The sequence below is a fragment of the Acinetobacter sp. CY79 genome (assembly GCF_059515845.1).
The window spans coordinates 40,543-59,737 of sequence record NZ_JCAKMY010000023.1 but is presented as its reverse complement, the minus strand read 5'-3'; the positions used below and the strand labels follow the sequence as shown (position 1 = coordinate 59,737).

Below are 19,195 nucleotides of genomic sequence, written 5' to 3'. Positions count from 1 at the left end.
GGATTTATGCTGTGATTCTTTATAAAACTGCATGACTTTTTCGCGTAGATCGACAGAATATGTTTTTGGCATGATCCTAAATCTTAGTGTTTTTTCTATTGTAGCTCATATTGGTTTTTTAGCTATAACTAACCCGAATCGCGGATAAGGATTTTTCTTTAAAATCATAAGCTAAATGTAATTTTATGATTAGTTTTTAGTGTTATCAGACCAAAGCATAGACTTTTTTATGCTCAAAATGATGGATAAGTCTCAAGATGAATGATCTCATTTCCTTAAGCAGGATTCGGGTTAACTACTTTATTTAAGGGATGAGTTGCCACTGAATTTGATTACGTCCCATGTTCTTTGCTTGATAAAGAAGTAAATCGGCAGACTCCATAGTTTGGTCAAACTTAATTCGATGATTAAAAAAATCCATACCGATACTGATTGTAATTGGAATAGTTTTCCCATTAATGATGAGTGGTTGGGATTCTATCGCTTTGCGTATGCGTTCTCCAATATTTAATGCAATCTCATGATTCACATCTTTCAGTACGATTACAAATTCTTCACCACCAATGCGTGAAATTTCGTCATAAGGACGAATCGATTTACGCATAATTGAACTGACATGCTTCAATGCTTCGTCACCGATAGGATGTCCATAAGTATCATTAATTTTCTTAAAATAATCTAAATCACACAGCAATAACGCATTTTGGATCGAATTTGATTGGGTAAGTGCGTTGATCCGTTCATTTAACGCACGACGATTCAGTAATCCCGTGAGTGGATCAATATTACGTTCGACTCTTAGTTTTCTCATCTGGTCTTGTAGAGCACAGCCGATAAACAAACCAAAAAACAGTAAATCCAATATGATGAGCAGTAATTGAGTAGTTGCCCAAATATTTTCACTATCTGAAACAAGTTTGTTGTTGTCCATGATCATAAATAAAATCATGCCACGAAAAACCGCAATAAAGACGATAAAACAGACGACATATTTAAGACCAAGATCGACATACATGCGTGGTTTTAGTGACCAGATTTCATAAATACGATTTCCAAAAATAGATGAAATCGTGATGCCTAAAATTAAATGTCGTATATCTTGATTATCTTGAATCGCTGAGAAGTAAAAGAGTAAGCAAAAGCCAATTAAGGCAACGAATACGATATTGCCCCAATGTGTTTCTATATCGAGCCGATGATGGACAGCATGAGTGATAAAAATAGAAGCAAGCAAAAATATGCCAAGTACCAGTGCAATGCTATAAGCCATGACTGAGTGCGCTAGAATGGTATGCAATAAAATACACAGCCCAATGCAAACTGTTGCGACTCCATGCCATGTAATATATTTTGGTAATACTTTGATTAGGTTAAAGCAGACAACGCATAAACCAATGACAATCAAGAAAGCAGGAATAATCAGACTAAAAAAGTTTAAGTTTTCAATGATCATGGTCGTTATTTCAACCTCTTTTTCACGTCATCATCTCAGGTGATGATCTTTTAAATCGTAATTTTGTTGAGCAATTTTTTGCATTCTGATTACTTTTTATCATAAATATAAATATATAAATTAGATATGTATTTATTAAAAAATAACTGATATTTTAAGGAGATAAGTTCGAACTAGAACATAAATTATGTGACAAGTTTTGATTTTTAGCTTGAAAATATGATCTTCATTTAATCTAAATATTAATAGCTGTGCGATTAAATTGTCCCGTAATAGATAAATATCAATGATCGTATTGATATTCAGAATTAAGCTGACCTAAGCAAAAAATAAAATGACAAATGATTTTTTAATTAATCGATTAAAGGGCAGTTTTTAGTAAGAATAAGAAGGACGTTCTAGCAGAGGATCAGCACTTTTTTAATGTAAATGCATGTGCAAGCCAAACAAGAGACGGAGAAAATTAAGAATATTGAGACATTAAAAATGAAAGGGTTCCTAAGCAAAATTATTGATTGATTTAATTTTAAAAAACTCAGCATATGGAATTCAAAACATAATTCTAATAGCAAATAAAGGACGTATGAGCAAAAGCATTTGGCACAGACAGATTGATTCATTACACCAATTTATGCTCAGGAGCTCTTTACTCAACAGTAGTAACTTGACTAAGTCCATTCTGATCTTAATTTTAGGGGCTAATGATTTTATTAAATGGTTTTTGTGGATTTATTTTTCGAATGCAAATCCTCAAAATCAACAATGGATTAATCAGGATCATTATCTTCCCTTTCTGATCTATAACGTAGCGGGATTCATGCTATTTTGGGGGATGGTTTGGGTCTGCATACGATTCAAACATGCATCATTTACCCAACAATATATGCCCTATATAGCGGTAATCGTTCTGTGTTCTATTTATATGTTTAATGGTTATTTTATTGGTATCGGTAGTCCAGCAACGATTGCCGCCTATGTCAATTTGATCTGTTTAGGCTTGGTTCTATTCACTAGAAATATTGTATATACCGCATTGATTCCAATGACGGTTGTATTACTGGCACTCATTTTCCTCAGTGCATATCAAATCATTCCTTATGCACCTTTATTCAGTGAAGCGCTGAATCAATCGATTTTGATTTATAACACCTTTTGGGTGTATAGCATGTTGATTATTTACATTCCGATTTTTTTTGCCAGTGTTGTTATTTTTGAGATTTTGTTGCTGCAGTGGCGAAATCGTGAAAACTGGGTTAATGAAATTAGCCAAAAAGATCCGCTGACGGGTGTATTTAATCGACGCGTTATTGACCGAGATTTAAAAAAACTACATCAACTCAATTCGTCTTATGCAGTGATATTGATCGATTTAGATCATTTTAAATCCATTAATGATCGTTTTGGACATGACGTGGGGGATCATGTGTTACGACGTGTGGCTCATGTTTTAAGTGTGAATATTCGTGGAAATGATATGGTCGGGCGTTTCGGTGGTGAGGAGTTTCTAATGATTTTACAAACATCTGATCTAGATAAAATGAAGGAGATTGCGGAGCGATGTCGTCAACAGATTGAACAGGAGAATTTCATCATTCAGGATAATCTTACGATTCAAATTACGGCAAGTTTTGGTATTTCGATTTACCAAGATGGTATGACGCATGAACAAGTGATTAAACGTGCAGATCAGGCTTTATATTTAGCAAAGGAGCAAGGACGTAATCAGGTTCAGTGTGCGATTTAAAAGCGCTACTAACATTAAAATTGATCTTAGCTGCTTACTGAGGGATGGATTTCTTAGTGGTTATTGAAATCCTGATGCAAAACTATCTTAGAGTTTTGGCAACGCCCGATGCTATACATTTGTAAACTTTAATCACGATCTGGCTTTGGTAACTTACATGGTGCTCAAGCGTTAAATGTATAACGTTATTTTTATGATGATAAAAAATAAAATGATTTAGAGGTTCATGATGAAAAGCCCTGTACCAGATTACTTGAATCAAGTCTTATCCAATTGTGATTTAAACCATGAGGGGGCATTGGCAGATTATATCCCTGAACTGGCGAATGCAGATCCGAATAAATTAGCACTGGCACTTTCAACGGTAGATGGTGTTATTTATTCGAGTGGAGATGTGGATGTTGAATTTACTATTCAATCTATGTCGAAACCTTTTGCTTATGCACTAGCACTCACAACACATGGTTTCGATAGCATTTTATCTAAAGTAGGTGTCGAACCTTCAGGTGAGGCTTTTAATCAGATTGCTTTAGATCGAGAGAATTTACCTAAAAATCCGATGATCAATTCAGGGGCGATCACGACACATTCCCTACTACCATTTGATGCATACACTGATCGTGCAGAGACACTGAGACAATTCTTGAGTGAGCTTGCAGGGCGTGAGTTGGAGTTTGATCAGCCGGTTTATCAATCTGAATTAGAGACTGCGTTTCGAAATCTGTCGATTGGCTATATGCTCCGTACAGTTGGGGTGCTTGAGTCAGATCCTGTTGAAATCGTACATGGCTATATCAAACAATGTGCAATAAAAGTAACCGTGAATGATTTGGCGAAGATGACCAGCGTCTTAGCAAACGGTGGAATTCAGGCGCAAACAGGTAAAAGACTGATTGAGCGTAATGTTGTGCGTCAGGTGCTGAGCGTGATGATGACTTGCGGTATGTACGATGCTGCGGGGGATTGGTTAACCACAGTCGGTATACCTGCGAAAAGTGGTGTGGCGGGTGGAATTATTGGTGTACTCCCTGGGCAGGTAGGTATAGCCGTATTTTCACCAAAATTGGATGACCATGGTAATAGTGTCAGAGGCGTGGATATCTTTGAGCAATTATCACGAGATATGGGTTTGCATTTGATGGAGGGTATACCTTCGGCGCAAACCATTGTGCAACGTCGTTATTCACCCCAAGGTAATGATTCTATTGTGATCTATGAATTGGTTGGTGCATTACAGTTTGCTGAAGCTGAGATGTTATTGCGAATCCTGGAAAATGAACCAGTGGCATCGAATAAGATTGTTTTTGATTTAAATAATCTCTCTTTTATCCATGATGTAGGGCGTCGTATGTTGATTGAGGGGATCGATCGACTCATGGACGATGGGCACTTTGTCGCTTTAATTGATCCTGATCAGCTTATACGACAGAAACAGACACATCAGGCTAGAACATTGAATTCCTATCCTCTTATAGAAGACTGTATAAATGAACGAGTTGATTGATTTAAAATAAATAAAGCTGAATTAAAAATAAAGCCAGTGAACATTCAAAGTGAATAGAAAATGAAATTGATTAAAAAGAGAATCATCAAAGTGAACATGATTGAAACACAAAACCATAAAATCAAAATGAAGCAAGATGCTCGCGGATCTATATTTTCACAATGCGTCGTGAGTTTAATCTTCGGTTTGTTACCGATGCATATTTTTGCTGAAAGCTATGTTCAGCCGATTATTCATGGGAAAGTACAAACTCATTTGGAGATGAATCTTAAAATGCTACCGAAGCCTAAACAGGTGATTCGAGGTGGTGAAGATGAATGTAATGGTGGTCATTTCCCAGATCAATATCGTTATGGAGACTTTACCGTGCTTGATAATGGACAAATTCAAGAAGTGGTCATGAATGGTTCAAACGGCGTTATTTTTCACCAACAACGTATTGTCGATACGATGAATCAACAGGCGTTTAAAAAGAAGTTTAAAGCGTTCATTTATGAGGATGAAACAAATCCAAATGTTTTCAGCGCAGATATTGCAAAGGATGGCAATGATTCAATTCAATTTATCTTCAAAGCAGGAAAATTACAGCGTTATCGTTTAAATTTTGATAATTGTTAGCCGTAGCGCTTTTGAGATTGAGAAAAACTATGTTTTTAGATCGAATATGAGCCGTTCGCAATTCAGCCATGACTGAGTATTAGAGAAGAAAGAGATTTTTTTATTTGGAATTTGAGATTTTTTTGCTGTTTTTTATACTTTTATTATCTCGTTGTCTTTCAATTAAATAACTTATCTACTTTTTAAACAAGGTTGAGATAAAGTTGTACATCAGCATCCGAAAAATGAAAAAGGAGAGATTGTATAATAACTGCTTTTGATAGAGCAAATAGTCATATAATGAATGAAATGTATACTAATGTACTAATACGAGTTGATGTTTTTTAAACTATACTATTATTGAATTAAGTGCATACACTTTTATTGAATTACACCATTATTTAAAATTAGAGAGTTTCTTATCGTGGCTGAATTGATCCCTACTAGCATACAACAGTTAAAATCTGCGAGCGGTGGGGAGCGTAAAGTCTATCAATTACTCGAACATGTTTTTAAAGATGAAAAGGCGATTATCTGGCATGAGCCTAAAGCTTTAAATCGCTATACTGACTTTATTGTTTGGCTGCCGAACCATGGTCTATTGGTAATCGAAGTTAAAGATTGGTCAAAAGACCGGTTTGAAACGCTCAATCCTGAAAAATTTAGTGGGCGTTTTTATAATAAAAATGAACAACAGATTGTGACAGTGGCAAACCCTGAGCAACAAGTTCGCAAATGCATGTTAAATATTCTGAATCAATTTAAGAAAACTGCGGTCTTTGTACAGGATCAAGGGGCTTATCAAGGAAATGTTAAATTTCCAATTACAAGTTGTGTGATTTATACCGAACTTAAACAAGATGAGGCGGATGAAATCCATCTAAGTTTGCCTTCAATTAGTACTGCACATAAAACCATCTTTAAAGAAGATCTACGCCTCGTTGCAGAAAATAAAACCTTTAAACAAAAACTGATCAACGCATTTCGTGATGTAGCTTTTCCATTTCAGCCTTTAAGCGAAACTGAAGAAAAGCTATTACGTTATATGATTTTTCCAGAAATTCGGGTGAATAAATTTACACAAGATGAGTTATTTGAAATACAGCCACAAGAGGTGAAAGCCTTAGATTTGTCTCAAGAATCTATTGCTAAAAATATTGGTGATGGTCATCGTATATTAAAAGGCGTGGCGGGTAGTGGTAAAACCTTGGTATTGGCATGTCGGGCTAAATATTTAAAGACGATCTATCCTGAACATAAGATTTTGGTGGTGTGTTACAACAATTCGTTATGTAATCACTTAAAGCATATGTTTGGTGATGATTGTGATCAGCAGATTGAGATTTTAAATTTCCATAGTTTGGTTAAACAAATCACTCGTGCAAATTTATCGATGCTACCTAAAGAAAAACAATCGGATTACAACACGCGTGTAGGTCAGATTTTATTGGATTATATTGACAGTAATCTATTAAAAGATACGCAGAAATATGATGCGATTCTGATTGATGAAGGACAGGACTTTGCACAAGAGTGGATCGTTGGATTATCTAAATTAGTCAAATCTGAAAGTAATCATATTTTATTTTGCTACGATCCTGCACAGAATATTTTTAATCGAAAAAGACCAAGTTGGCGTTCGGTAGGTTTAGAGGTACAAGGGAAGAAACCTGTCGAACTATCAAAATGTTACCGCAATACCAAAGAGATCTTGGACATCGCCAAAGCCTTTTTGAATCCGAAAGAATTAGAAAGTCTACAAAATAATGATGACTATGATCGTGTACTCGACCCTGATACGGGAGAGTGTAAAGCTGGAGAATATCCAAGTATTTATCACCAAAATGATGTGCGTCATTTAGCGGACTTGATCGCAAGAAAAATAAGACAATTAATTCACTCCGATGTATCTGCCCGCGAGATTGCTGTATTGCAGGCAAAATCGAGTGGATACGATAGTTTTATGACGGAATTAAAAGCCAAGTTAAATGAATATGTACCCGAAACGGAAGTTGAATTTATCTTTAGCGGTCCAGAGAAGAAAGCTTTAGATTTGCAGAAAAATTCTATTAAAGTCATGAATGTGGAGTCTTCTAAAGGCTTAGAGTTCCCGTATGTGTTTTTTGTCGGCATGGATTACATGCCACGGATTGGTGAAAATCGAGATATTGATTCTGAACGTAAATTGGCATATGTGGGAATGACTCGTGCGCAAAATAAGCTGTTTATTTTAGGCTGTGAAGATAAAGGATTTTTGGCGGATGTCAGAGAAATTCATGAAAAAAATCAGCCTATTACCAATGAAGCGCAGACCTCAGTAGAAGTAAGTGTGGAAAAGTCCGATCAAGCTATTGATGAAGAACAAGAAGAAGATACAACTACGAGCGATAGTATGATTGGACAAAAGTGGACTGAAGATGAAGAGGTCAGATTGATTGATGCTTTTGTGGAAGAAAAACTATCGATTAAAGAAATTGCGAAACGTCATAATCGGAAAGAGGGTGGGATTCGTGCGCGTTTAAAGAAATTACGTTTAATTGAATAAAGTTTGTTTAGAGCATTTTAAAATTATAACGTGTATTTTTACTGTCCTGTTACCAATTTGGTGATTGCATATGATGGTATTCAGCACTTTACAGAAGATGGTTTAGAAGCAGATAGAATTCGAGATGAGGCTTTAGCGTAGCTAGGGTTGAAAGTATTGAGGTTTGCTAATGGACAGGTAATGGGGCAGATTGATGATGTGGTTGAAGTGATTTATCAGTGTTGCTTATAGAATTTTATATGAAATGAATACTAGCTTTAGATTCACTTGTTTTCTTAAATTCTCAGTTATTTTATCATGAGTGATATTCATAAGTGTTTGTTTTAATTTAAACTTAATTATACGAAGAATTGAAAAATATAAGTTTTTGAATGGGGGTAACATGCTACTAAGTATGAGTAATATTAAGAAATTTGGGTTATTCCATGATTTTAAATGGAATGATACAGTTCGCGATCAAGGAAATAATATTCTAAAATTCAGCAAAATGAATATTATTTATGCCCGAAATTATTCAGGTAAAACAACCTTATCTAGACTTATACAGTGTATAGAGACAAAACAAAAAAATCCTTTTTATCAAAATGCAGAATGTGATTTTTACTTTCAAGATACTCAGTTTTCGTTAGACAATCTCAACCAAATTTCTAAAAAAATAAAAGTATACAATGTCGATTTCGTAAAAAAGAATTTAGATTGGCAAAATGATATAAATGGAAATATTAAACCTTTTTCTGTAGTCGGTGAGGTAAATGTAGATATTGAACAGCAGCTTACTTTTTTTGAAAAATATTTAGAAAAAGAGTCGCAAGGTATCCATACGTTTGACTTTTATATCGAGCAAGCTACTGAGGAGTTAAAAGAGGAAAATTTAAAATTTACAGCATTAGAAAGACAAATAAGAACATCATTGGCTGAATATGCTGTTTATATGAAGAATAATACGCAATATTTCAATGTGCCCATTACTTTTAGACAAGATCAACTAGAGCAAAAAGTTAGAGAAATATTAAACTTACAATATGTTCCATTCGCAGATGGAATAAAAAATACAAAAGAAGTCAGAGTTAAAGAAGTTATAAAAGATAAAATAGAGTTCATGTTTCAAAAGCAAATTGACTTTGTTGACGTGAAAAGGAGAGCTATAGAATTATTTAATAAAGAAATTAAGCCATCAATAACATTGGCAAGAATAACTACACCTTTGGTTGAAGATTGGGTGCTAAAAGGTATTCATATACACAAAAAAAATCATATTGAAAACTGTAGTTTTTGTGGGTCTAAATTAGAAGAACATACTTTAGAAGAATTAGATGAGTATTTTAATAAAGAAGTCCTAGCATTCCAAACAGACATACAAGAATTAATATCTCAACTTGAAAAATACATGGCTAAACTAAGAGAATTATTCAAAGGTTTACCTGATAGCTCACTTTTATATTCAGACTTATCCTTGTTATACAAAGGTGAACAAGCAAAGCTGAAAGAGAACATTACAGTTAGTGGTCTTTGGTTAAAAGATTTAAAAGAAAAATTAGAAGATAAGCTAAAGAATTTATTTATCAATATTGAACTTAATATTAGTGAACCGCCAATGAGTTTGATTTTTGAAAAATTAGAAAAAGTAATACAAGAGCATAATCTAAGATCGAGCCAATTTAATGAAAGCATCGAAGCGGAAAAGAATAGTTTAACACTACAAGCATTTTTTGAATATATTATTAATAATGAATACGATTTAAATCGTAAGCAATTGAATTTACACTCTACAGCTATAGATGAGGTCCGAAAAAAAGAACGAGAAATAAATGAAAGAAGCGAGATTTTTCTGTCGCAATTGACGAATTGAGAAAGAAAAAAGTATCAGAAGTATCAGGTATAGGAATAGTTAATGGCTATTTAGAGCATTTTTTTGCAATTAATCATTTAAGATTGATTGATTATAATAATGGCACTTCATTCAAAGTTGAAAGAAACGGAGAGTTAGCTCATCATTTAAGCGAAGGGGAATGTAGTCTCATTTCATTCTGTTACTTTATGGCTAAGTTAAAGGAATTAGAAAACCTTAAAGACACTACTATATGGATAGATGACCCAATTAGTAGTCTAGATTCAAACCATATTTTTTATGTTTTTAGTCTTATTGAAAATGAATTAGCGAAACCAATAATTATTCCGAATGAGCCCAAAGAATATAAATATAAACAGTTATTTATTAGCACTCATAATTTGGATTTTTTAAAATATTTACACAGGATTTCTCAACCAATAATAAAGAAAGATCAACAAGTACAAGCTTGTACTCATGCACCACAATGTATTAAAAAAGTAGATAGTAATGAGTGTTCGTATTTTATCCTTGAGCGTTCAATTGATAAAAGTTTATTAAAACCAATGCCTAAATACATGAAAAACTTTTCTACAGAATATAACTATCTTTTTTCTAAGATATTGATGGTTGCTACTATTCCTGTGTCTGATTTAAATGAAGACCATGTATATAGTTTTGGGAATAATCTAAGAAAATTTTTAGAAGCACATCTATATTTTAAATATCCAACAAATAAAATATCGGATGAAGATAAACTTTTAAAATTTATTTCTGATCCAAAAATTTCAACGATATGTAATAGAATTTCAAATGAAATGTCACATCTACAAGAGTGTTTTGATAGAGGAATTTCAGTTTTAGATATACCTGAATCTCAAAAGCTGGCAAAAGCCGTTCTAGATATTTTGAAGGCAAGTGATTCTGATCAATATGATGCTTTGTTTAAATCAGTTACTTAAATGGTTAAAAAATCCCCTCATTTGAGGGGATTTTCTTTTCTAAATTAGAAGATTCTTAAACCACCGAATCATCTAAATTCGGCGCTAACCAACGTTTTGCCTCATCCAATGTCCAACCTTTACGCTTCGCATAATCTTCCAACTGATCTTGCGCGATTTTACCCACGTTAAAGTATTGGCTTTCAGGGTTTGCATAATAGAAACCACTTACACTTGATGGTGGCCACATTGCAAAGCTAGAAGTTAATTCTGTACCAATCGCATTGGTTGAATCTAACCAACTAAACAAAGTCGCTTTTTCAGAATGCTCAGGACAAGCAGGGTAGCCCGGTGCAGGACGAATCCCCACATACTTCTCCTTAATCAATTCTTCATTGCTTAAAGACTCAGATGCTTGGTTGCCCCAGAACTCTTTACGGATACGCTCATGTAAATGCTCCGCAAATGCTTCGGCAAAACGGTCACCTAAAGATTGTGCCAAAATCGCAGAGTAATCATCGCCTTTGGCTTTGTACTCATGTGCCATTTCTTCCGCACCAAAGATCGATACCGTAAAGCCACCCAAATAATCTTCAGCTTCATCTTTCTTCGCAACAAAGTCCGCCAAAGAGAGGTTTGGTTTACCTGTCACTTTGTCTGATTGTTGACGGATATGATGGAACGTATGCGTCACATTTGAACTTGCTTCATCATAGACTTGAACTGAATCTGCCGCAGAACGATTGGCAGGATAGATTCCAAATACCGCACGCGCATCAAAACGTTTGTTATCAATAATGTCCTTTAACATCGCTTGCGCTTGATTGTATAAATCAGTTGCAGCTTCACCGACAACCTTATCTGTCAGGATTGCAGGGAATTTACCTGCCAAGCTCCAAGAGATAAAGAATGGGGTCCAGTCAAAGTACTCAACCAATGTTTCTAGCGGGTAGTTGGTTAACGTTTGTTTACCAATAAAGTTTGGTTTTACAGGTTTGTTGGCAGCAAAATCAATTTTTAAACCATTTTCAATCGATTCTGCATAAGACAACTTCGCAGCTTTGGGTTGTTTGTTGGCAATACGTTCACGGACTTTAATATATTCGGCACGCGTGTCTTCAACAAACTTAGGCTTCATTTCAGGAGAAAGCAGGGTTGTTGCAACACCCACCGCACGAGAAGCATCGGCAACATAAATCACTGCATCATTCGAATATTGTGGATCAATTTTAACGGCTGTATGTGCTTTAGATGTGGTTGCGCCACCAATCATCAGTGGAATGTTAAAGCCTTTGCGTTGCATTTCTTTTGCAACAAATACCATTTCATCTAAAGATGGGGTGATGAGACCTGATAAACCAATGATATCCACTTTCTCATCAATCGCAGTTTGTAAAATTTTCTCGCACGATACCATCACGCCAAGGTCAACGATGTCATAACCATTACAACCTAAAACCACGCCTACGATATTTTTACCAATATCATGTACGTCGCCTTTAACGGTCGCCATCAACACTTTACCTTTAGACTGCCCCGCAGTTTTTTCAGCTTCGATGTACGGGTTTAACCAAGCCACAGCTTGTTTCATCACACGTGCAGATTTGACCACTTGTGGTAAGAACATTTTGCCCGAACCAAACAAGTCACCCACCACGTTCATACCATCCATCAGTGGCCCTTCGATCACATCAAGCGGGCGAGTGGATTTTAAGCGTGCTTCTTCAGTATCTTCATCAATAAATGCCGTGATCCCTTTGACCAATGCATGTTCAAGACGTTTTTCAACAGGCAGTTTACGCCATTCTAAATCTTCAACTTTCTTTTGTGCTGCGCCCTGACCACGATATTGCTCGGCAACTTCAAGCAGTTTTTCAGTTGCTGCTTGTGCCCCTGCTTCTGATGAGGAGTCGCCTTGGTTTCGGTTCAGAACCACATCTTCAACTGCAGCTTTAAGCTCTTTGTCGATGTCATCGTAAATCGCCATTTGACCTGCGTTTACAATCCCCATCGTCATACCTTGTTTGATGGCATGGTACAAGAACACTGAATGAATCGCTTCGCGTACAGGCTCATTACCACGGAATGAGAACGATACGTTAGACACACCACCAGAAATCATCGCATGTGGTAGGTTTTGTTTAATCCAACCCGTTGCTTCAATAAAATCAACTGCGTAGTTGTTGTGTTCTTCAATCCCTGTTGCAATCGCAAATACGTTCGGGTCAAAGATAATGTCTTCGGCAGGGAAGCCAACATCGTTGACTAAAACATCATAAGAACGTTTACAGATTTCTTTTTTGCGTGTAGCCGTATCCGCTTGACCATCTTCATCAAATGCCATCACGATGACAGCAGCGCCATACTGACGGCATAAACGAGCACGTTCTACAAACTCGTCATAACCTTCTTTTAACGAAATCGAGTTAACAATCGCTTTACCTTGTACGCATTTTAAACCTGCTTCAATGATTTCCCATTTTGATGAGTCAATCATGATCGGCACACGTGAAATTTCAGGTTCAGACGCCACCAAGTTCAGGAAATGCACCATTGCGCCTTCTGAATCGAGCATCCCTTCATCCATGTTAATGTCGATCACCTGTGCACCTGCAACCACCTGTTGCAATGCCACATCCAGTGCTTCGGCAAAGTTTTCTTCACGGATCAAACGAAGGAATTTTTTAGAACCTGTGACGTTAGTACGTTCACCGACGTTTACAAATAATGAGTCCGCTGTAATGTTAAACGGCTCTAAACCACTTAAACGACAAGCAGGTTTAGTTTCAGGCACTTGACGTGGCTTAATATCTTTTACTGCATTGTAGATGGCACGAATATGGTCAGGCGTCGTACCACAGCATCCACCCGTGATGTTGATCAGACCACTTTCAGCAAATTCTTTGATAAATGCAGCCGTTTCCGCAGGCGTTTCATCATAACCACCGAAGGCATTTGGTAAGCCTGCATTTGGATGGGCTGAAACAAAAGTATCTGCAATATCAGACACAGTTTTCACGTGAGGGCGCATCGCATCTGCACCTAAGGCACAGTTAAAACCGATTGAAATCGGCTCTGCGTGACGCACTGAATTCCAAAATGCTTCTGCTGTTTGACCTGTTAATGTACGACCTGATGCATCAGTAATCGTACCCGAGATCATGATGGGTAATTCATAGCCTTGTTCTTTAAACACTTCTTTTACTGCAAAGATTGCAGCTTTGGCATTCAAAGTATCAAATACCGTTTCAATAAGGATGATGTCTGCACCACCTTCAATCAACGCTTTAGTCGCTTCGATATAATCAACTTTTAAAGCATCAAAGGTGATGTTACGAAACGCAGGGTCATTCACTTGAGGTGAAATAGAACAGGTACGTGATGTAGGTCCAAGGACACCAGCCACAAAACGTGGTTTTTCAGGTGTTGAATATTTTTTACATGCTTCTTTGGCAATACGTGCAGCTTCACGGTTGATTTCAGGGACTAAATCTTCCATGTGGTAATCTGACATTGAAACGCGCGTGCCGTTAAAGCTGTTGGTTTCAATGATATCCGCGCCTGCTTCTAAATAAGCTTCGTGGATGCCCTGAATAATATGTGGCTGCGTTAACACCAAAAGGTCATTGTTGCCTTTTAAGTCGGATGCCCAGTCTGCAAAACGCTCACCACGGTAATCAGCTTCTTCTAATTTATGGCGTTGGATCATAGTTCCCATCGCGCCGTCTATAATCAGAATGCGTTGGGATAGAAGCTCTTTTAAGGTGGCGAGGGTAGACATCAATGACGCTCACTATGTTGGACTTAATTAGGTGCGATATTTTAGCAGATCTAAAGTACATTTTTTGATAATTCCAACGTCATTGGCTTGTAAAGCCATGAAAATGTATGAAAATTAAACGCTTTATGTGAAATCAATAAATTTAATTTAAATTTTTGTTTTTGTTCATATCTTTGTCATATTTAGCTTGCAGAATAGTCCTCTGATCAGAAATTGAAAATTTAATGAAAAATATTACATATTTATTTCATTATCTTGTGTCAGCTTTATTCTCTGTTAAATAAAAGGTGTGTTTGGTTAAATAATTGAAATTAATATATTTATTTTAAATAAAATCTAAAAGAATCTTATTTTTATATCCATAAAGTGTCATTTAGATGCTTTATATGACACGTGTTTGTCATATAATTGTAATAATTAAATTGAACAATAAGGGGATATTCTTATCCTCTTTACTTGCTTGCATGAATTCTAATCAATCTCCAGTTTCAGATTCAGCACAACAATCGGCGCAAGTCTCGTCGACCAATGTTCATGTGCCGACACCGAAGTTTTTTATGCCGGTGTTCTTAACACTGATTATTTCCACTCTCATTTATATTGGCTTCCAATTGGTGGCTGATTTATCTCATGTACCTGCATTAAGCCTTTACTCTGTGATTTTGCTCGCCACAGCATTATTCATTGCATTGGGTTTTGAGTTTGTAAATGGTTTTCATGACACAGCCAATGCAGTTGCAACCGTCATCTATACCAATGCCTTATCTGCACCTGTTGCGGTGATGTGGTGTGGTTTCTGTAACTTCTTGGGCGTAATGGTCGCAAGCGGTGCAGTGGCTTACGGTATTATTGCTTTACTCCCTGTAGAACTGATTATGAATGTCGGTTCTGGAGCGGGTTTTGCCATGGTTTTTGCCATGTTGATTGCGGCAATTACTTGGAATTTAGGAACGTGGTACTTTGGTATTCCTGCATCTAGCTCGCATACATTGATTGGTTCGATTTTAGGTGTAGGGATCATGAACTACATTCTAAACGCGAGCAGTGGTGCATCAGGCGTAGACATGGAACAAGTAATGAAAGTGGGTAAAGCACTTTTATTCTCACCATTAATCGGCTTTGCATTTGCAGCTGTGTTGTTCTTGCTGGTTAAAAAAATCTTCAAAAAACAAGTGGAATTATTCCAACCGCCTGAAGGTAATAAGCCACCACCACCGTTGATTCGTGCACTATTGATCTTTACGTGTACGGGTGTAAGTTTTGCACACGGTTCAAACGATGGTCAAAAAGGCATGGGCTTGATCATGCTCATCCTGATCGGTTGTGTACCATTGGCTTATTCTTTAAACAAGAATTTAGATCAGCAACACATCCAGTCATTTGAACAATTGTCTGCTCAAACTGCGCAAATCATCTATGCAGAGCATGCTGATATTCCGGATGAAAAAGCACGTGATGTATTAACAACGTACATCCAAACCAAAGAATTAACACCTGAAGTTGTACCTGCATTGGCGAGTATGACCGATCACTTAGGTGACCGTGTGGGTGCTTATGGTTCATTAAAAGATGTGCCTGAAGCAGAAGTATCCTCTTTACGTAATGACATGTATTTGAGCGCAACCACTTTCAAACGTTTGGATAAAGCTGAAGCTTTACCAGCAATGACTGAAGCTCAAGTTAAAACTGTAGATGATTACCGTGACAACATGGATTCATTCCTACAATACATCCCTAACTGGGTAAAAGTCGCGGTGGCACTGGCACTGGGTCTTGGAACAATGGTGGGTTGGAAACGTATCGTTGTGACTGTAGGTGAGCGTATTGGTAAGCAACATATGACTTATGGTCAAGGTATGTCTGCTGAGCTAGTGGCAATGTCTACAATTGCTGCTGCTGATGGTTTCGGTATGCCAGTATCAACCACTCACGTACTGAATTCTGCTGTCGCAGGTACCATGGTTGCCAATAAATCAGGCTTGAATTTCCAAATGGTTCGTACCATTCTGTCAGCTTGGATCTTTACTTTACCTGCAACGATCTGTTTATCAGGTGGTTTATTCTGGTTATTGTTAAAAGTATTCTAAGTTAGATTGATTAAAAAAAGCTGCCTTAGGGCAGCTTTTTTATTGGGTGATTTTTATCGATTATTTTTTATAAACGAATCATGAAATATCCGTTATTTCTTAAACCTTTTCATTAAACCCTTAGGCAGCTTTTCTTCAGCAAAGCCATATAACGCTGCAAAAGGAAGTGCAGTACGTGCTAAATATGCCACACGCCATAAACCACCGTGATTAGCGCCTTCCATCATGAGTTCCAATGGATGATTCATTTTACGCTCAGGATTGGCAATTGACTTTGGATTACGCAAATCATGTACCCACAGCGCCGCCATAATGGCATTGGTTGTAGATGGATCAAACGCCTCTACATCAAAAATCCCTGCGCCATTAAACGCAGCTTTAAGCAACGGATTTTTGATCACTGAATGTGTGGTGGTTGATGGTGCAATATTGATACTCACACGTTGACCTTGATGGCGAGCCAAAGTTGCACGCCACTGTTGAATACGTTTAGCAAGGGCATAGTTAGGTCCTTGCTCCACCACTAAGCAATCTGCGATCCCATAGGCTTGGCCTTGCTCCGATGAAATCAGATCATGTGAATTTTGCTTAAAGAAATATTTAAGACTCAGTGCTTCAATCCCTTTACTGATGAGTTTTTCAGGTTGAGAGCGTGACTTGAATTTGGCAGCAGATCCATTGATCACTTCAGCAGGGACTGCATACACATCGGTTGGCGTACACATATACATTAGACTGGTATCTGGCTTTTTTTCACTGATATATTGCATGATGCTGTCCATTGCCATCGATACGCGAACATGCTTTTCACCATCAAGGTAGGCAATTGCAGCCAGGTCTAAAGCCTGTTCTTTTTTACTTAGCCATTGTGCAATTTCAGGTGTTTGAGTCAGTAAATTAGCACCCAGCTTTTCTTTTAAAGTCTCAATCGATGCATTTGGATCAAGTTGCTCTATGCACGGAGCAATCAGCGTCGCATTGCCTTTTTTGATCGTGGCTAAGATCTTGTCCCAAACACGTGAATTAGGCAGATCTAGGGCAATAATATTGGCTTTCCATTGCGCTAACCATGTCAAAGGACCCGCTTCAGAGGCAGCACCAAACAGCACCATAGTACGGTCAGATAGATCAAACCATTCAGGATGTGCATGTACCGTTCTGAGTGCTTCAGCATGGCTACTTTCCATAATGCCAGTATCTTCCCATGTTTGAATTTGATCTAACAGGGCTTGTCCTTTTAGATGCTGTCCATGATAGGGCACATACCATTCAGGTTTCGCTTTACTTTCACCATGTAACTTAATGGAATAGAGGGGTTGAGCTGCTAGGTTCAACATCTCGTTTAAGTTACATTTTTGACCATCACGATAAAATTCAAAGCTGTGATGGGCTTTATTTAAACCTGCTTGAGCAATTTGAATCGGATTTTCTTGATTCCGAATTCCATTTTCGACCAAAGCTTTAAAATAAATCGGGTATTTTTTGCGCCAATTTTTTTCCAAGAGCACTTGTTGTGATGTTTTACGGTCAACAGTAGACAATGCTTCAGATAGAATGGCTTGCCCGGTTTTCGAGGTGCTTGGTTTATTATTGGTAGAATTGATCGGGAATTGAATCCCTTCTAATGCTTCAGACATGCAAAAACTCTCGTGATGATTCATCATTTATATACAGATGTAAACATTATCTATGCCAAATTTGATTTGTTGGTGGCATTAACTACCAATATTGTGTGGATTGTATAATTGGTTCATCGATATTTTTAGCAAGCCTGATGATGGTTCAATCTATGAGAGCCAAAATGATGAATCCACAGCATAAAAAAACTCAATTTAAACAGAAAAGTGAAAGAGCAAAATAAAAAAAGGACGATAACCGTCCTTTTATTGTTAAAGCTAAATGAGTGTGACCAACCTTTATTTTCAAGATTTGATCGACAAGTCTAATTTAAAAGCCATTATTTTATAGAATTCTTTAGAAAGGCAATTGAGTGAGTTTATTGAAAAAATGTGCAATCAGTCGTGGTTCAATGATTATGGTCATCATCACGCCGTAAGCCGCACCCCATAAATGCGCACTGTGGTTCACATTTGAATTGCCTTTTTTGCCAGACCAGATGCTATAAGCAATGTAAAGAACAGCAAAAATAATCGCGGGAACAGGAATGAAGAAAACGAAAATCAGTTTCCAAGGTTCAAATAAAATATAAGCAAAAAGTACGGCGGAAACTGCCCCCGATGCACCCAGACTTGCCCAACGATGATCATTTTTGTGTTTTAAATAACTGGGGATAATCGCAACGATTAAACCGCCCAAGTAAAACAGTACAAAGCCTAGATCATAGAAATATTGACGATAAAAACTCTCAATTACGCTACCAAAGAAAAACAAGGTGATCATATTGAACAGTAAATGTGTACCGTCAGCATGGATAAAACCATGGGTAATAAAGCGATCATACTGACCTTTCTGCATGGCAGGTGGCCAAAAAATTAAACGATTCATTACATTTTGGTTTGAAAATGCAATGAGGGAGATGATCACCGTAATGATGACAATGCTAACAGTATGATTAAAAGGTAAATCCAGCATAAATAAACGATTCTTTTTTTAACTATTTAATGATCATAATGCCTTTTCACTTATCAATATATTGTAATTTGATAATAATTCCGACAAATTTAGTTGATTTTCAGATATTACCCCCGATCTTAA

11 protein-coding genes and 1 pseudogene are annotated in these 19,195 nt (G+C 36.9%); 8 read left to right on the top strand and 4 right to left on the bottom strand.

The features are described from left to right. Window positions 1–304: 304 nt before the first annotated feature. The gene (locus AC5YCE_RS10920) at window positions 305–1,453 is read right to left on the bottom strand and encodes a GGDEF domain-containing protein (RefSeq protein WP_496172054.1); all 1,149 of its coding nucleotides are present in this window, start codon (window positions 1,451–1,453) and stop codon (window positions 305–307) included. Window positions 1,454–2,036: 583 nt separating this feature from the next. Between AC5YCE_RS10920 and AC5YCE_RS10915 the strand changes: the two genes are divergently transcribed. From AC5YCE_RS10915 to AC5YCE_RS10885, 7 genes and pseudogenes are all read left to right on the top strand, one after another. Beyond that, the gene (locus tag AC5YCE_RS10915; RefSeq protein ID WP_496172053.1) at window positions 2,037–3,197 is read left to right on the top strand and encodes a GGDEF domain-containing protein; all 1,161 of its coding nucleotides are present in this window, start codon (window positions 2,037–2,039) and stop codon (window positions 3,195–3,197) included. A gap of 229 nt (window positions 3,198–3,426) precedes the next feature. After that, window positions 3,427–4,701, top strand: a complete 1,275-nt coding sequence (locus AC5YCE_RS10910; RefSeq protein WP_496126332.1) for a glutaminase — start codon at window positions 3,427–3,429, stop codon at window positions 4,699–4,701. Between the two features lie 60 nt (window positions 4,702–4,761). Beyond that, entirely contained in the window at window positions 4,762–5,319 is a 558-nt protein-coding gene (locus AC5YCE_RS10905) for a hypothetical protein (RefSeq protein ID WP_496172052.1), read from the top strand. Between the two features lie 403 nt (window positions 5,320–5,722). Continuing rightward, complete coding sequence (locus tag AC5YCE_RS10900) at window positions 5,723–7,843, top strand: 3'-5' exonuclease (RefSeq protein WP_496172051.1); 2,121 nt, start codon at window positions 5,723–5,725, stop codon at window positions 7,841–7,843. A 21-nt stretch (window positions 7,844–7,864) separates the two neighbouring features. Continuing rightward, a pseudogene (locus tag AC5YCE_RS10895) lies at window positions 7,865–8,074 on the top strand (endonuclease domain-containing protein); the annotation flags it as partial. A gap of 151 nt (window positions 8,075–8,225) precedes the next feature. After that, window positions 8,226–9,692, top strand: coding sequence for an AAA family ATPase (locus tag AC5YCE_RS10890; protein ID WP_496172050.1), 1,467 nt, complete (start codon window positions 8,226–8,228; stop codon window positions 9,690–9,692). Then, window positions 9,689–10,633: an AAA family ATPase gene (locus AC5YCE_RS10885; RefSeq protein WP_496172049.1), complete on the top strand. Its 945-nt coding sequence runs from the start codon at window positions 9,689–9,691 to the stop codon at window positions 10,631–10,633. The genes AC5YCE_RS10890 and AC5YCE_RS10885 overlap by 4 nt, the downstream gene beginning before the upstream one ends. A 55-nt stretch (window positions 10,634–10,688) precedes the next feature. Here the strand turns inward: AC5YCE_RS10885 and metH are convergent, their stop codons facing one another. Beyond that, entirely contained in the window at window positions 10,689–14,393 is a 3,705-nt protein-coding gene (gene metH, locus AC5YCE_RS10880; RefSeq protein WP_496172048.1) for a methionine synthase, read from the bottom strand. A 464-nt stretch (window positions 14,394–14,857) separates the two neighbouring features. Between metH and AC5YCE_RS10875 the strand changes: the two genes are divergently transcribed. Continuing rightward, window positions 14,858–16,480: an inorganic phosphate transporter gene (locus AC5YCE_RS10875; RefSeq protein ID WP_496172047.1), complete on the top strand. Its 1,623-nt coding sequence runs from the start codon at window positions 14,858–14,860 to the stop codon at window positions 16,478–16,480. A 92-nt stretch (window positions 16,481–16,572) separates the two neighbouring features. Here AC5YCE_RS10875 and AC5YCE_RS10870 read toward each other — a convergent pair whose 3' ends face one another. Together AC5YCE_RS10870 and AC5YCE_RS10865 are read right to left on the bottom strand one after the other, a co-directional pair. Then, complete coding sequence (locus tag AC5YCE_RS10870; RefSeq protein WP_496172046.1) at window positions 16,573–18,117, bottom strand: hypothetical protein; 1,545 nt, start codon at window positions 18,115–18,117, stop codon at window positions 16,573–16,575. A 337-nt stretch (window positions 18,118–18,454) separates the two neighbouring features. Further along, on the bottom strand, window positions 18,455–19,072 hold the full coding sequence (locus AC5YCE_RS10865; RefSeq protein WP_496126341.1) for a rhomboid family intramembrane serine protease: 618 nt from the start codon (window positions 19,070–19,072) through the stop codon (window positions 18,455–18,457). Window positions 19,073–19,195: the final 123 nt, after the last annotated feature.

What these genes read in the sequence shown, in the direction of transcription:
- AC5YCE_RS10920 (WP_496172054.1), bottom strand. Translation starts at nt 1,453, where the DNA reads ATGATCATTGAAAACTTAAACTTTTTTAGTCTGATTATTCCTGCTTTC.
- AC5YCE_RS10915 (WP_496172053.1), top strand. Translation starts at nt 2,037, where the DNA reads ATGAGCAAAAGCATTTGGCACAGACAGATTGATTCATTACACCAATTT.
- AC5YCE_RS10910 (WP_496126332.1), top strand. Translation starts at nt 3,427, where the DNA reads ATGAAAAGCCCTGTACCAGATTACTTGAATCAAGTCTTATCCAATTGT.
- AC5YCE_RS10905 (WP_496172052.1), top strand. Translation starts at nt 4,762, where the DNA reads ATGAAATTGATTAAAAAGAGAATCATCAAAGTGAACATGATTGAAACA.
- AC5YCE_RS10890 (WP_496172050.1), top strand. Translation starts at nt 8,226, where the DNA reads ATGCTACTAAGTATGAGTAATATTAAGAAATTTGGGTTATTCCATGAT.
- metH (WP_496172048.1), bottom strand. Translation starts at nt 14,393, where the DNA reads ATGTCTACCCTCGCCACCTTAAAAGAGCTTCTATCCCAACGCATTCTG.
- AC5YCE_RS10875 (WP_496172047.1), top strand. Translation starts at nt 14,858, where the DNA reads ATGAATTCTAATCAATCTCCAGTTTCAGATTCAGCACAACAATCGGCG.
- AC5YCE_RS10870 (WP_496172046.1), bottom strand. Translation starts at nt 18,117, where the DNA reads ATGTCTGAAGCATTAGAAGGGATTCAATTCCCGATCAATTCTACCAAT.
- AC5YCE_RS10865 (WP_496126341.1), bottom strand. Translation starts at nt 19,072, where the DNA reads ATGCTGGATTTACCTTTTAATCATACTGTTAGCATTGTCATCATTACG.